Here is a 13,819-nt window from a genome sequence, read left to right as displayed (position 1 = left end):
TTTGCGGACACGACCTAGAGCTCCGCGAGCAATTCGGCCTTCTTCACGGAGAACTCCTCATCGGTGACCAGTCCGGCCTGATGCAGCTCCCCGAGATGCCGGATCCGCTCGGCGATGTCCGCGGGGTCGCGGCGCCGGTGCGCCGCGGTCACCGCGGCCATCGGCCCCCGCGCCCGCACTGCGTCCAGCACGGCCGCCGCGAACGGCAGCGACTCGTGCACGGGCCCGTACCCCAGCCCGAACACCACCGCCGCGGGATCCTGGTCGGCCTGCGCGGGCTGATCGGCCCCGTCCCGCCGCAGCAGCCGCAGATACCCCTCGAACAGCTCCGGCGACCGCCACTCGACGCCCCCCAGCTCGGCGACGGGGAAACTCTGGTCCCCGGCCTTCCACTTCGCCGACGACGCCCCGGTCCAGAACCACCGGAACCGCACGGTCGTCCCGTCGAAGGACGCCTTCCCGTCGTACGCCTTGAAGGACAGCGGCCCGGCCGGCCCGGCGACCAGGAACCGGTCGGCGGGCCCCGACTCGGTCAGCAGCGCCCGCAGCTCGTCGGCGTAGTACTCGGCGAGCGTCTCCTTCTCGGCCGGCAGCACCAGCCGGTACGGATCGCCGTGCTCCTTGAGTTGCCCGTCCGCCGCCTCCAGGAGCGGATCGGCCCCTGGCCGCACCTCCGCCCGCAGGACGACGGTCCCGCGCCGGCCAGGGCTCAGCGAAACCCCTTGCAACGCCGTCAGCGGCACCCTGCGCTCACCGAGCGCCTGGAACAGCTTGGGTGTTCGAATCCCCCGTTCGTAGCGGATGAGCACGGAGTCGGACTCGAACTCCCAGGCGGCATGAAATCCGGCCAGTACGTCACCCATGCGGCTCATCGTATGCGGCACGCGCTCTTTCGTCCCCTCCCTGCGCAAACCGTGGTTTCTCCGCCTCTACGCGCGTCCGGCCGCCATCGCACCGGACAAACCCGCCCGGCACATGCCCGTATCGTCGGCGCAGTCCACCGAGCGGTACGCGCCAACCCCGATCTCGGCGAGGTTGGCGAGGCTGTCCGTGCCGGGTTCGAAGTATCCGGCGTGCCCCTCGGCGTCCCGCGCCGACAGCAGGCGGGCGCCGAAGGAGGCGGACATCGGGTCCGCGCCGTGGCCGAGGCCGCCGAAGTCCAGGTACGGCACGTCCTGGATCCAGTCGTCGGCGTCCCGCATCGCCCACACATGCGCGGAGGTGCCGAGGTGGGCGGCCTTGGCGACCCGCATGCCGGGGCTGCCCGCCACCGCTATGTCGGTGACCCGGTCCGGCAGCGCGTGCGCGGCGACGCCGCACACCACGGAGCCGTAGCTGTGGCAGAACAGGGAGACCGGCGTGTCACCGGGCAGGGCCCGCACCAGGGCGGTCAGCCGGGCGGCGCCGTCCACGGCGCGGCGCGCGGTGGCCGCGTCCATGCCGATGCCGCTGGGGGTGGTGTAGTCGGCCCAGGCGATCACCGCCGTGCGGGTCGTCGGGCTCGCGGCGCGCTCGGCGGCGTACAGGGACTTCGCCATGCCGACCGGAGCGGAGTACTTGCGGTACGTGCGCTGGAAGGTGAGCAGGTGGGTGTCGACGCCGGGGACGACGACGGAGACCCGCTCGGCCCGGCGGAGGTCGCCGAAGACCTCGGCGACCCGGCCGGAGCCCTCCGGGTCGAAGGCGAGGATGTGCCGGTCCTCGCGCATCAGCGCTTCGAAGCGGTTCATCCGGCGGCCCGCCTCGTGCTGCCCGGCCGGGGTGAGCCGGGTGTCGTGCATGCGTTTCCGCTCCACCGAGCGGGCCTGGCCGAGGGCGATGCGGTTGGCGCGGTAGCGCAGGTCGACGGGGGCGCCGTTCATGTTGCCGACCGCGAGCGGATAGCGCCGGGCGAGCCGGGCGCGCTGGGCGTCGGTGAGGGAGGCGAAGAAGCGGGTCAGCCGGGCGGGGTCGGACTCGGGGTCCGGCAGCGGGTGTCCGTCGATCCTCCCCTTCTCCCAGGCGGCGCGGGAGGCCTGCATCGGGGTGGTCTCCTGCTGGCCCTTCAGGGCGGTCCAGCCGGTGGTCGCCAGCATGACGAACACCACTGCCAGCGCGAGCAGGGCGCGCCAGAGGCTGGGGTGCGGGGAGGTGTCGAAGGAAGTCACTGGGAGGACACACTAGGAGAACGGGAGGGTCTCGCGTGAACCCTGTGACAGGCATCACGTTTGAGTGATGATCTGTCATGTCGGGCTCCGGCGCGTGGAGCTACGCCGTACGCCACTCCGCGGCCAGCGCGGGTCCCACCTGATCGAGGTACGCCGACGTCAGCGCGCGCAGCGCCTCCACGCTGAAGTCGTCCCCGGCGCTCCACAGCCGCTCGGTGACCCGGATCACTCCGCCGAACACGGCCACCGCCACCCGCGGCCGCGGATCGGTGTCCACGTCCAGACCCTCCCGCTCGGCGATCAGCCGCGCGATCTGCTCCTCGGTCTCCGTGGCGCTGCGCAGATAGGCGGCGAGCAGCACCGGCGTCGACTCGATCACCCGGTACATCCGCAGGTACAGCTCGATCGGCACGACGGACTCGACGACCTCGTGCAGGGTGTCCCAGCCGTCCTGGACCGCCCGGCGCAGCGCCTCCAGCGGGGCCTCCTGGGCGGGGCGGGCGCTCAGCGCGGCGACGAAGTGGTCCACCGCGAGGCGCTGGGCGGCGAGGGCGGCGTCCTCCTTGCCGGCGAAGTAGCGGAAGAAGGTGCGCTGGGAGACGTCGACGGCGGCGGCGATCTCGTCGACGGTGGTCTGCTCGTACCCCTGGGTGGTGAACAGTTCGAGGGCGGCCCGTACCAGCGCGTCCCGCGTGCGTTGCTTCTTGCGCTCGCGCAGGCCGGGCGCTGTCACGGTGTTCATGGCACCCCTCCTCTGAACTGTTGTCCCAGTTCAGACCCTAACGAGTTGACGTGACAGTTACCGACACGTGAAATCGTTTGTCAACTGTCAGCGGCTGTCATTAGCCTCGAACGTATGACTAGTCAGACCACCATCGACAAGACGGGGCCGGGGGACGACGCGGCATCAACCCCGTCGAACTCGGCGCCGGCCAAGGGGCTGCGCGGGCATCCGTGGTTCACCCTCATAACCGTCGCCGTGGGGGTCATGATGGTGGCCCTCGACGGCACCATCGTGGCCATCGCCAACCCGGCGATCAAGGAAGACCTGAAGGCGAGCTTCGCCGACGTCCAGTGGATCACCAACGGCTACTTCCTCGCCCTCGCGGTCGCCCTGATCACCGCCGGCAAGCTGGGTGACCGCTTCGGCCACCGGCAGACCTTCCTCATCGGCGTCGTCGGCTTCGCCGCCGCCTCCGGCCTCATCGGCATGTCCAGCAGCATCGCGCTGGTCGTCACCTTCCGCGTCCTCCAGGGCCTGTTCGGCGCGCTGCTGATGCCGGCCGCGCTCGGCCTGCTGCGGGCCACCTTCCCGGCCGAGAAGCTGAACATGGCCATCGGCATCTGGGGCATGGTCATCGGCGCCTCCACCGCGGGCGGCCCGATCCTCGGCGGTGTGCTCGTCGAGCACGTCAACTGGCAGTCGGTGTTCTTCATCAACGTGCCGGTCGGCGTCCTCGCCGTCGTCCTCGGCGTGATGATCCTGCTCGACCACCGGGCCGAGAACGCCCCGCGCTCCTTCGACATCCTGGGCATCGCGCTGCTGTCGGCCGCGATGTTCTGTCTGGTGTGGGCGCTCATCAAGGCTCCCGAGTGGGGCTGGGGCGACGGCCTGACCTGGACCTTCATCGGTTCCTCTGTGCTCGGCTTCGCCGCGTTCGCCTTCTGGGAGACGCGGGTGGCGGAGCCGCTGATCCCGCTGGGCCTCTTCCGCTCGGTCCCGCTCTCCGCGGGTGTGGTGCTGATGGTCCTCATGGCCATCGCGTTCATGGGCGGCCTGTTCTTCGTGACGTTCTACCTCCAGAACGTGCACGGCATGGGTCCCATCGACGCGGGCCTGCACCTGCTGCCGCTCACCGGCATGATGATCGTCGGCTCCCCGCTCGCGGGCGTGCTGATCACCAAGCTGGGCCCGCGGGTGCCGCTGGCCGGCGGCATGGCGCTGACCGCGCTCGCCATGTACGGCATGTCCACGCTGGCGGCGGACACCGGCAGCGGTGTGATGTCCCTGTGGTTCGCGCTGCTCGGCCTCGGCCTCGCGCCGGTCATGGTCGGCGCCACCGAGGTCATCGTCGGCAACGCGCCCATGGAGCTGTCCGGCGTGGCCGGCGGACTCCAGCAGGCCGCGATGCAGATCGGCGGCAGCCTCGGCACGGCCGTGCTCGGTGCCGTGATGGTCTCCAAGGTCGACAGCGACCTCGCCGACAACTGGGCCGGCGCGGGCCTGCCGCCGCTCACCCCCGAGCAGCAGGCGCAGGCCTCCGAAGCCGTCCAGGTCGGCGTGGCGCCGGTGCCGCCCGGCACTCCGCAGGAGGTCGCCGGGAAGATCACCGACGTCGCCCACGACACCTTCCTCTCCGGGATGTCCCTGGCGTCGCTGGTCGCCGCGGGTGTCGCGGTCGTGGCGGTGCTGGTCGCGTTCCTCACCAAGCGCGGCGAGAACGCGGAGGCGGGAGCGGGCGCGGCCCACATCTGACGCCCTGTCCGACGTCTGGCCGGCGTCCCGTCCGTCCCGGGCGGTGTTTCCCCTATCAGGGTGACACCGCTAAAGATTCTCCCGCCCCGAGCGCACCGCAGGTCACAGTGGGTCAGTCCTCCGAACGGCATGTTCCGTTGGCACGTTCGCACCGCGAGGAGGGCGCCCCTGCGCTGCGGCGCGCCGCTGGAGGGGGGCGGCGCGCCGGCAGACAGGATTGGGACGCGTAGCGGGGGTACCCGACTCATCGGACCCGAACGAACCGGACGGTTCAGGGAGTTGATGATGGCGGGCTTAGGACACGGAACGCGCAGGTACCCCCGCTCACGCGGCCGGATGGGGTCGCGGACCGGGCCGGATCGCGCGACGCTCGGCATCGTCGGAGCCATCTGCGCGGTCGCGGGCTTCTTCGCTCTGGGCATCATCCTCGGCCCGGCGGCGATCGCCTGCGGCTGGCTGGCTCTGAACCGCACCTTCTCGGGCCCCCGCCCGACCCCGGCCGTCGTCGCCGTGGTCCTGGGCGCGATCGACACGCTCCTGGCCCTCCGCTTGCTGGCCGGAGCGACCCCGGGCGCCGGCATCTTCTGAGCCGGGGCAGAGCGCGGGGGAGAACCCGCTGCCCGCCGCCGTGAGCCGCGGGCAGTCGTTCCTTCCCCAGTGCCTCAAGTCCCTGGGAGACCCCAGGGGCGGCACGGGTGGGTGCGGCGGTCCCGCGACGCCGGGTCCGCGCACCCCCCGCCGCGCACGCCAGGGCGCCGCCTACCGCGGCTCCCGCAGCGCCGCCACCTCGGCCCGCAGCGCCCGCACCTCCTCCGTCAGCGCGGCGATCGCCTCCGTCTGCCGCCGCTCCTCGGCGTCATCGCTCTCGAACCGCGAGATGAACCACGCGGCGATGTTCGCGGTCACCAGACCCAGCAGCGCGATCCCGGACAGCATCAGTCCCACCGCCAGCAGCCGCCCCGCCCCGGTCGTCGGGGCGTGGTCGCCGTATCCGACGGTCGTCATCGTCGTGAAGGACCACCACACCGCGTCACCCAGCGTGCGGATGTTCCCCTCCGGAGCCTCCCGCTCCACGGACAGCACGGCCAGCGACCCGAACATCAGCAGCCCCACCACGGCCCCGGCGACATACGTGGTCAGCCTGATCTGCGAGGCCATCCGTGCCCGCTGCCCGACGAGCAGCAGCGTCGCGACGAGCCGCAGCAGCCGCAGCGGCTGGATCATCGGCAGCAGCACCGCGCACAGGTCCAGCCAGTGCCGCCGTACGAACGCCCCGCGCCGCTCGGTGAGTCCGAGCCGCATCAGGTAGTCGACCGCGAAGGCGCCCCACACCGTCCACTCGACGACCGCGCAGCCGAACGTCACCGACTCGCTCGCCGAGCTGTGCACGATCGGCACGGCGTAGGCGACCGCGAAGGCCACGGCCAGCCCCATCAGGGGTTTCTGTGTGCGCTGCTCCCACCGGACCCGCGCGGACTCGTCCTTCATGCCGGGCATCGTAGGAAACGCGAAGGGGGCGGCGGACCGCAGGTCCGCCGCCCCCACCGGCAGGTCCGCCTTACGCGTCGCCGCCCGCGGCCCCCGGGTCCGCCGCCGCGACGTCGAGCAGCTGGTACCGGTCCACGGCCTGCTTCAGCACCGACCGGTCCACCTTCCCCGCCTTCGCCAGCTCGGCGAGCACCGCGACCACGATCGACTGGGCGTCGATGTGGAAGAAGCGGCGGGCCGCGCCCCGGGTGTCGGCGAAGCCGAACCCGTCCGCGCCGAGCGACTGGTACGCCCCGGGCACCCATCGCGCGATCTGGTCGGGAACCGACCGCATCCAGTCGGAGACGGCCACGAACGGACCCTGCGCGCCGGACAGCTTCCGGGTCACGTAGGGCACCCGCTGCTCCTCCTCGGGGTGCAGCAGATTGTGCTCCTCGCACGCCACCGCGTCCCGCCGCAGCTCGTTCCAGGAGGTCGCGGACCACACGTCGGCCCGGACGTTCCACTCCTCGGCGAGCATCCGCTGCGCCTCGACCGCCCAGGGGACGGCCACGCCGGACGCCATGATCTGCGCCGGGATCTCACCGGCCGTGCCCTCGCTGAACCGGTAGACGCCCTTGAGGATGCCCTCGACGTCCACGTCGTCCGGTTCGGCCGGGTGCTGGATCGGCTCGTTGTAGACGGTCAGGTAGTAGAAGACGTCCTCACCGTGCGGGTGCTCCTGGCTGCCGCCGTACATCCGCCGCAGCCCGTCCTTGACGATGTGCGCGATCTCGAACCCGAAGGCGGGGTCGTACGCCACGCAGCCCGGGTTGGTGGAGGCGAGCAGCTGGGAGTGGCCGTCCGCGTGCTGGAGGCCTTCACCGGTCAGGGTGGTGCGTCCGGCGGTCGCGCCCAGGACGAAGCCGCGCGCCAGCTGGTCGGCCATCTGCCAGAACTGGTCGCCGGTGCGCTGGAAACCGAACATCGAGTAGAAGACGTAGACCGGGATCAGCGGCTCGCCGTGGGTGGCGTACGCCGAGCCGGCCGCGACCAGCGAGGCGGTGCAGCCGGCCTCCGAGATGCCGTCGTGCAGCATCTGGCCGGTGGGCGACTCCTTGTAGGCGAGCAGCAGATCGCGGTCGACCGCCTCGTACTGCTGGCCCAGCGGGTTGTAGATCTTCGCACTCGGGAAGAACGAGTCCATGCCGAAAGTGCGGTACTCGTCCGGTGCGATCAGCACGAACCGCTTGCCGATCTCCTTGTCCCGCATGAGGTCCTTGAGCAGCCGCACAAACGCCATGGTCGTGGCGATGGACTGCTGACCGGAGCCTTTCTTCACGGTCGCGTACGTCTGGTCGCCCGGCAGTGCCAGCGGCTTCGACCGGACGACCCGGGTCGGCACGTACCCGCCCAGCGATTGGCGCCGGTCGTGCATGTACTGGATCTCCTCGGAGTCCCGTCCGGGGTGGTAGTACGGCGGGAGACCGCTCTCCAGCTCCTTGTCGGGGATCGGCAGGTGCAGCCGGTCCCGGAAGCGCTTGAGGTCGTCGACCGTCAGCTTCTTCATCTGGTGGGTGGCATTGCGGCCCTCGAAGTTCGGGCCCAGCGTCCAGCCCTTGATCGTCTTGGCCAGGATCACCGTCGGCTGGCCCTTGTGCGCCTTGGCCGCCGAGAACGCCGCGAAGATCTTCTTGTGGTCGTGGCCGCCGCGCCCGAGGTGCAGGATCTGGTCGTCGGTCATGTTCGCGACCATCGCGCGCAGCCGCTGGTCGTCGCCGAAGAAGTGCTCGCGGATGTACGCGCCGGACTCGGTGGCGTACGTCTGGAACTGGCCGTCCGGCGTGGTGTTCATCCTGTTGACGAGGATGCCGTCCCGGTCCTGCGCGAGCAGCGGGTCCCACGACCGGTCCCAGATCAGCTTGATCACGTTCCAGCCGGCGCCCCGGAAGACCGACTCAAGCTCTTGGATGACCTTGCCGTTGCCGCGCACCGGGCCGTCGAGCCGCTGGAGGTTGCAGTTGACGACGAAGGTCAGGTTGTCCAGGCCCTCCCGGGCGGCGATGGTCAGCTGGCCGAGCGACTCCGGCTCGTCCATCTCGCCGTCCCCGAGGAACGCCCAGACGTGCGACCTGGAGGTGTCCGCGATGTCGCGCGCGTGCATGTAGCGGTTCATCCGCGCCTGGTAGATCGCGCCGATCGGGCCGAGGCCCATGGACACGGTCGGGAACTCCCAGAAGTCCGGCATCAGCCGCGGGTGCGGGTAGGAGGACAGCCCGTACGGCGCCTTCGACTTCTCCTGGCGGAAGCCGTCGAGGTGCTGCTCGGACAGCCGGTCCAGCAGGTAGGCGCGCGCGTAGATGCCCGGCGAGGCGTGTCCCTGGAAGAAGACCTGGTCGCCGCCGTCGCCCTCGTCCTTGCCCCGGAAGAAGTGGTTGAAGCCCACGTCGTACAGGGAGGCGGAGGAGGCGAAGGTGGCGATGTGGCCGCCGACGCCGATGCCCGGGCGCTGGGCGCGGGAGACCATCACGGCGGCGTTCCAGCGGGTGGCGTTGAGGATCCTGCGCTCGATCTCCTCGTTGCCCGGGAAGAACGGCTCGTCCTTGGTGGCGATGGTGTTGACGTAGTCCGTGCTGCGCATCTCCGGCACGGCCACGCGCTTCTCGCGGGCCCGCTCGATCAGCCGGAGCATCAGATAGCGGGCGCGCTCACGGCCCCGCTCGTCGATGGCGGCGTCGAGGGAGTCGAGCCATTCCCGCGTCTCCTCGGGGTCGAAGTCAGGAACCTGACTCGGAAGGCCGCCAATGATGATCGGATTGCGATCGGATCCGGAAGCCACGCTGGTCCTTACCTGTCAGAGGGCTGTTTGGGGCTGTTCGAAGCTGTTTTCCGCATGCTTGCGCCGTTCCCCATCGTGTACCTCACGGCGGCAAACGTCACCTGTACCGAGAGGTAACCGCTGTACGTTCGAATCTCGTACCCCTGGATGGTTCCCAAACGCACAAACAGGGCAGATAGGTGTGGTGTGTGTCACCTCGGCCTGGATTCGCGTGGCTGGAGTTGCGGCGACACGGCCCGGATCGTCACCGTTTCGGCGGTCTGAAACGCCGGGTACTTGCGCGATCCGTCCCGCCCGTGTGGACTACGGCCAATGCTTCGCGCACGCGCGTGGCTGAGACATTCCCAAGACATGATCAGGAGGCAACCCGTGAGCGCGACCGCGGACCACGCGGAGGAGCGGACGAACCCTGCCGCCAGGCTGGGGTTCCAGCCCGGGCAGGTGGTCCAGGAGATCGGCTACGACGACGACGTCGACCAGGAGCTCCGCGAGTCCATCGAGGAAGTCATCGAGGGCGACCTGATGGACGAGGAATACGACGACGTGGCCGACGCCGTTGTGCTCTGGTTCCGTGACGAAGACGGCGACCTGACGGATGCGCTGGTGGACGCCACCACGTACATCGAGGAAGGCGGCGCGATCCTGCTTCTCACGCCGAAGACCGGCCGTGCGGGGTATGTGGAGCCGAGCGACATCTCGGAAGCCGCGACGACCGCCGGCCTCACGGCGTCCAAGAGCGTCAGCGTGGGCAAGGACTGGAGCGGCAGCCGTCTGGCGACGCCGAAGGCGGCCAAGACCAAGCGGTGACCTTCCGCTGAACAGCCGAGTACGGACGGGTCGAAACCACCTCGACCCGTCCGTCGGCTTTCCCCGGCCGCTGCGTAAGGTGTCATCGTCCGAACGGCTCATCGAAGGGATGACACGACGATGGCGATCCAGGTCGGCGACAAGGCGCCCGACTTCGAACTGCTGGACAACCACGGCCGCACCGTGAAGCTCTCGGACTTCCGCGGCGACAAGAACGTGGTGCTGCTCTTCTACCCCTTCGCCTTCACCGGTGTCTGCACGGGAGAGCTGTGCGAGGTGCGCGACAACCTGCCGAAGTTCTCCGACCGCGACACCCAGGTGCTCGCCGTGTCCAACGACTCCATCCACACCCTGCGCGTCTTCGCCGAGCAGGAGGGCCTGGAGTACCCGCTGCTGAGCGACTTCTGGCCGCACGGCGAGGTCAGCCGCGCCTACGGAGTCTTCGACGAGGGCAAGGGCTGCGCGGTGCGCGGCACCTTCGTCATCGACAAGGAGGGCGTGGTCCGCTGGACGGTCGTCAACGGCCTGCCGGACGCCCGTGACCTGAACGAGTACGTCAAGGCCCTCGACACCCTCTGATTCTTCGGCCCCCAGGGCCTGCGGTGTCCGGGAACCCGTCACTAGGATCGACTCGTTCGATCCGTTACCAACGCACGACGGGGCTCCCCGCCCCAAAACACCAATGGAGGACTCGTGGGAGTCAGCCTCAGCAAGGGCGGCAACGTTTCGCTGACCAAGGAGGCCCCGGGCCTGACCGCGGTCATCGTCGGTCTGGGGTGGGACGTGCGCACCACGACCGGCACGGACTTCGACCTCGACGCGAGCGCGCTGCTGCTGAACAACGCCGGCAAGGTCATCAGCGACGGCCACTTCGTGTTCTTCAACAACCTCAAGAGCCCCGACGGCTCGGTGGAGCACACCGGTGACAACCTCACCGGTGAGGGCGAGGGCGACGACGAGCAGATCAACGTCAACCTGGCCGGCCTCCCGGCCGACATCGACAAGATCGTCTTCCCGGTCTCCATCTACGACGCGGAGTCCCGCTCGCAGAACTTCGGCCAGGTCCGCAACGCCTACATCCGCGTGGTGAACCAGGCCGGCGGCGCGGAGATCGCCCGCTACGACCTCAGCGAGGACGCCTCCACCGAGACCGCCATGGTCTTCGGCGAGCTGTACCGGCACGGCGCGGAGTGGAAGTTCCGGGCCATCGGCCAGGGCTATGCCTCGGGTCTGCGCGGCATCGCGCAGGACTTCGGCGTGAACGTCTGAGCCGTCTGAAGGTCCTGAGAAGGTCTCCGTCCGGCGTCGCACGGTTTACGTGCGGCGCCGGACGCGCAGGACAGCCAGAGAACGCGCAGCACCTCGGGGAGGGACAAGCATCATGGGCGTCACGCTCGCCAAGGGAGGCAATGTCTCCCTGTCCAAGGCCGCACCGAACCTCACGCAGGTGATGATCGGGCTCGGCTGGGACGCGCGCTCCACCACCGGAGCCCCCTTCGACCTCGACGCCAGCGCCCTGGTGTGCAGCGGCGGCCGGGTCATGGGCGACGAGTGGTTCGTCTTCTACAACCAGCTCAAGAGTCCGGACGGCTCGGTCGAGCACACCGGTGACAACCTCACCGGTGAGGGCGACGGCGACGACGAGTCGCTCCTGATCGACCTGTCGAAGGTCCCCGCCCAGTGCGACAAGATCGTCTTCCCGGTCTCGATCCACATGGCCGACGAGCGAGGACAGACCTTCGGCCAGGTCGGCAACGCCTTCATCCGAGTCGTCAACCAGGCGGACGGTGTGGAGCTGGCCCGCTACGACCTCAGCGAGGACGCCTCCACCGAGACCGCCATGATCTTTGGCGAGGTCTACCGCTACCAGGGAGAATGGAAGTTCCGGGCGGTCGGTCAGGGGTACGCGTCGGGGCTGCGGGGCATCGCTCTAGACTTCGGAGTCAACGTTTCGTAAAGCCGGGTGCGGCGCGGGGGAGGATCCCGTACAGCCCGTACACAAGGGATTGGGTTGCCAGTGGTTCTGAAAACGTTCGGCTGGTCGTTCGCGGTCACCGCGCTCGGCCTCGTCGCAGCGGTCTTGTACGGGGGGTGGACCGCCTTCGGCGTCGTGGCGATCCTCTCCGTCCTGGAGATCTCGCTGTCCTTCGACAACGCCGTTGTCAACGCCGGAATCCTCAAGAAGATGAGCCCGTTCTGGCAGAAGATCTTCTTGACGATCGGCATCCTCATCGCCGTCTTCGGCATGCGGCTGGTCTTCCCGGTCGTGATCGTCTCCATCAGCGCCCAGCTCGGGCCGATCGAGGCCGTCGACCTCGCGCTCACCGACCAGAACCGCTACGAGGAACTGGTCACCGACGCCCACCCGGCGATCGCGGCCTTCGGTGGCATGTTCCTGCTGATGATCTTCCTCGACTTCATCTTCGAGGACCGGGACATCAAGTGGCTGGGCTGGCTGGAGCGCCCGCTGGCCAAGCTCGGCAAGGTCGACATGCTGTCGGTCTGCATCGCGCTGATCGTCCTGCTGATCACCTCGATGACCTTCGCCACCCACGCCCACCTGCACGCCGGGCCCGCGGACAAGGCGGAGACGGTGCTGCTCTCCGGCGTCGCCGGTCTCATCACCTATCTGGTCGTCGGCGGTCTCTCCGGCTACTTCGAGGACAAGCTCGAGGAAGAGGAGGAGCGCGAGCACGAGGCCGAGGAAGAGGCCGTACGGGCCGGCAAGCCCCGCTCGGCGGTCGTCCTGGCCGGCAAGGCCGCGTTCTTCATGTTCCTCTACCTCGAGGTCCTGGACGCGTCGTTCTCCTTCGACGGTGTCATCGGCGCCTTCGCCGTCACCAACGACATCGTGCTGATGGCCCTCGGTCTCGGCATCGGCGCCATGTACGTCCGGTCGCTCACCGTGTACCTGGTCCGCCAGGGCACTCTGGACGAGTACGTCTACCTGGAGCACGGCGCGCACTACGCGATCGGCGCCCTCGCGGTCATCCTGCTGGTCACCATCCAGTACGAGATCCCCGAGCTCATCACCGGTTCCATCGGTGTCATCCTGATCGCCGCCTCCTTCTGGTCCTCCGTCCGCCGCAACAAGGCGCTGGCGGCGGCCGAGGGAAAAGCTGACTCCTCGGGCAAGACCGAGGTGTCGTCGGGGGTGTGACGCCCGCACGGGTGAGGAACGCTCTGAGCGGGGCGGTCGTCGAGGACAGACGTCCTCACGGCCGCCCCGCCGTCGTGTGCGACCGGTGATCTTCAGGGGGCGGGAATGGGTTTGCTGGACGGGTTCCGGCGTGGACGGGCGGCCGAGTTCGACTCGGGCAACGCCGCCACCAACGCGATCGAGCTGACCAAGCGGCACGGTCAGGTGTCGCTGACCAAGCAGGGCGCGGCGACCGGGAATCTGCGGATCAACCTGGCCTGGCGGATGCGCAGCTCCGACATCGGGGGCCCGCAGCGGGAGAGCCTGCTGCGCCATCCGTTGAAGGCGCTGAAGCCGCCGGAGGTGCTCGGGCACAGCCAGAGCATGGTCAACGTCGACCTCGACCTGGGGTGCCTGTACGAGCTGCAGGACGGCACCAAGGGGGTGGTGCAGCCGCTCGGCGGCTACTTCGGGGACGTGAACGCGCCGCCGTACGTGAAGCTCACCGGGGACGACCGGTTCGGCTCCGGGTCCGGAGAGACGATCTACGTCAATCTCGACCACCGGGAGGCGATCAAGCGGCTGCTGGTGTTCGTCTACATCTACGACCAGACGCCGGCCTTCGACCGCACCCAGGCCGTGGTGACGCTGTATCCGAGCAACGGGCCCCGGGTGGAGATCCATCTCGACGAGCGGCACCCGCAAGCCCGGTCCTGCGCGGTCGTGATGATCGAGAACGTGAAGGGGGAGATGATCGTCCGGCGCGAGGTGAAGTTCGTGTACGGGTTCCAGGCGGAGCTGGACCGGTTGTACGGGTGGGGACTCCAGTGGGGGCGAGGGCACAAGACCAAGGCGGAGCGGTGAGGTGGGGCGCGTGAGAGCCGGCGTCCTCCGTCCGTTCGCGGCCGCGGGCCCTCCTGGGCTGCTCGCGCCCACGCGGCGGA

The 13,819-nt window shown here is 69.3% G+C and carries 13 protein-coding genes; 8 read left to right on the top strand and 5 right to left on the bottom strand.

The features are described 5' to 3' along the window. Positions 1–14 precede the first annotated feature (14 nt). From CCN42_RS28675 to CCN42_RS28665, 3 genes are all read right to left on the bottom strand, one after another. Positions 15–872, bottom strand: coding sequence for a DUF4429 domain-containing protein (locus CCN42_RS28675; RefSeq protein WP_086739958.1), 858 nt, complete (start codon positions 870–872; stop codon positions 15–17). Between the two features lie 57 nt (positions 873–929). Beyond that, a complete protein-coding gene (locus CCN42_RS28670) occupies positions 930–2,147 on the bottom strand; it encodes an alpha/beta hydrolase (RefSeq protein ID WP_086739956.1) in 1,218 nt (405 codons plus the stop codon). Between the two features lie 100 nt (positions 2,148–2,247). Continuing rightward, positions 2,248–2,889: a TetR family transcriptional regulator gene (locus CCN42_RS28665; RefSeq protein ID WP_086739954.1), complete on the bottom strand. Its 642-nt coding sequence runs from the start codon at positions 2,887–2,889 to the stop codon at positions 2,248–2,250. 114 nt (positions 2,890–3,003) lie between these two features. Here CCN42_RS28665 and CCN42_RS28660 point away from each other — a divergent pair, with 114 nt between their 5' ends. Then, positions 3,004–4,623 (top strand): MFS transporter, encoded by a 1,620-nt coding sequence (locus CCN42_RS28660; RefSeq protein ID WP_086739952.1) that lies wholly within the window; start codon positions 3,004–3,006, stop codon positions 4,621–4,623. A gap of 282 nt (positions 4,624–4,905) precedes the next feature. Continuing rightward, positions 4,906–5,211 carry a small hydrophobic protein gene (locus tag CCN42_RS28655; RefSeq protein ID WP_086739950.1) on the top strand — a complete coding sequence of 102 codons (306 nt, stop codon included), beginning with the start codon at positions 4,906–4,908 and terminating at the stop codon, positions 5,209–5,211. 171 nt (positions 5,212–5,382) lie between these two features. Here the strand turns inward: CCN42_RS28655 and CCN42_RS28650 are convergent, their stop codons facing one another. Then, positions 5,383–6,111: a potassium channel family protein gene (locus CCN42_RS28650; protein ID WP_086739960.1), complete on the bottom strand. Its 729-nt coding sequence runs from the start codon at positions 6,109–6,111 to the stop codon at positions 5,383–5,385. A 70-nt stretch (positions 6,112–6,181) separates the two neighbouring features. After that, complete coding sequence (gene aceE / locus CCN42_RS28645) at positions 6,182–8,929, bottom strand: pyruvate dehydrogenase (acetyl-transferring), homodimeric type (RefSeq protein ID WP_086739948.1); 2,748 nt, start codon at positions 8,927–8,929, stop codon at positions 6,182–6,184. 369 nt (positions 8,930–9,298) lie between these two features. On the opposite strand from aceE, the gene CCN42_RS28640 reads away from it, so the two are divergent. The 6 genes from CCN42_RS28640 to CCN42_RS28615 all read left to right on the top strand — a co-directional run bounded on the left by CCN42_RS28640 (position 9,299) and on the right by CCN42_RS28615 (position 13,739). Further along, the gene (locus tag CCN42_RS28640; protein ID WP_169731541.1) at positions 9,299–9,736 is read left to right on the top strand and encodes a DUF3052 domain-containing protein; all 438 of its coding nucleotides are present in this window, start codon (positions 9,299–9,301) and stop codon (positions 9,734–9,736) included. A gap of 120 nt (positions 9,737–9,856) precedes the next feature. Next, positions 9,857–10,315, top strand: a complete 459-nt coding sequence (locus tag CCN42_RS28635) for a peroxiredoxin (RefSeq protein WP_086168148.1) — start codon at positions 9,857–9,859, stop codon at positions 10,313–10,315. Between the two features lie 114 nt (positions 10,316–10,429). After that, the gene (locus CCN42_RS28630) at positions 10,430–11,005 is read left to right on the top strand and encodes a TerD family protein (protein WP_086739944.1); all 576 of its coding nucleotides are present in this window, start codon (positions 10,430–10,432) and stop codon (positions 11,003–11,005) included. A 112-nt stretch (positions 11,006–11,117) separates the two neighbouring features. Continuing rightward, entirely contained in the window at positions 11,118–11,693 is a 576-nt protein-coding gene (locus CCN42_RS28625; protein ID WP_086168149.1) for a TerD family protein, read from the top strand. A gap of 60 nt (positions 11,694–11,753) precedes the next feature. Further along, a complete protein-coding gene (locus CCN42_RS28620; RefSeq protein WP_086739942.1) occupies positions 11,754–12,896 on the top strand; it encodes a DUF475 domain-containing protein in 1,143 nt (380 codons plus the stop codon). A gap of 105 nt (positions 12,897–13,001) precedes the next feature. Then, on the top strand, positions 13,002–13,739 hold the full coding sequence (locus CCN42_RS28615; protein WP_086739941.1) for a TerD family protein: 738 nt from the start codon (positions 13,002–13,004) through the stop codon (positions 13,737–13,739). The last annotated feature ends 80 nt before the right edge of the window (positions 13,740–13,819 follow it).

The organism is Streptomyces glaucescens (genome assembly GCF_002154375.1).
Taxonomy (GTDB): domain Bacteria; phylum Actinomycetota; class Actinomycetes; order Streptomycetales; family Streptomycetaceae; genus Streptomyces; species Streptomyces glaucescens.
Note: the sequence above shows the minus strand (reverse complement) of the source record. Positions and strands in the feature narration are given on the sequence as shown.

Coding starts and splice junctions, on each gene's coding strand:
- CCN42_RS28675 (WP_086739958.1), bottom strand. CDS start 872: ATGAGCCGCATGGGTGACGTACTGGCCGGATTTCATGCCGCCTGGGAG.
- CCN42_RS28665 (WP_086739954.1), bottom strand. CDS start 2,889: ATGAACACCGTGACAGCGCCCGGCCTGCGCGAGCGCAAGAAGCAACGC.
- CCN42_RS28660 (WP_086739952.1), top strand. CDS start 3,004: ATGACTAGTCAGACCACCATCGACAAGACGGGGCCGGGGGACGACGCG.
- CCN42_RS28655 (WP_086739950.1), top strand. CDS start 4,906: ATGATGGCGGGCTTAGGACACGGAACGCGCAGGTACCCCCGCTCACGC.
- CCN42_RS28650 (WP_086739960.1), bottom strand. CDS start 6,111: ATGAAGGACGAGTCCGCGCGGGTCCGGTGGGAGCAGCGCACACAGAAA.
- CCN42_RS28635 (WP_086168148.1), top strand. CDS start 9,857: ATGGCGATCCAGGTCGGCGACAAGGCGCCCGACTTCGAACTGCTGGAC.
- CCN42_RS28625 (WP_086168149.1), top strand. CDS start 11,118: ATGGGCGTCACGCTCGCCAAGGGAGGCAATGTCTCCCTGTCCAAGGCC.
- CCN42_RS28615 (WP_086739941.1), top strand. CDS start 13,002: ATGGGTTTGCTGGACGGGTTCCGGCGTGGACGGGCGGCCGAGTTCGAC.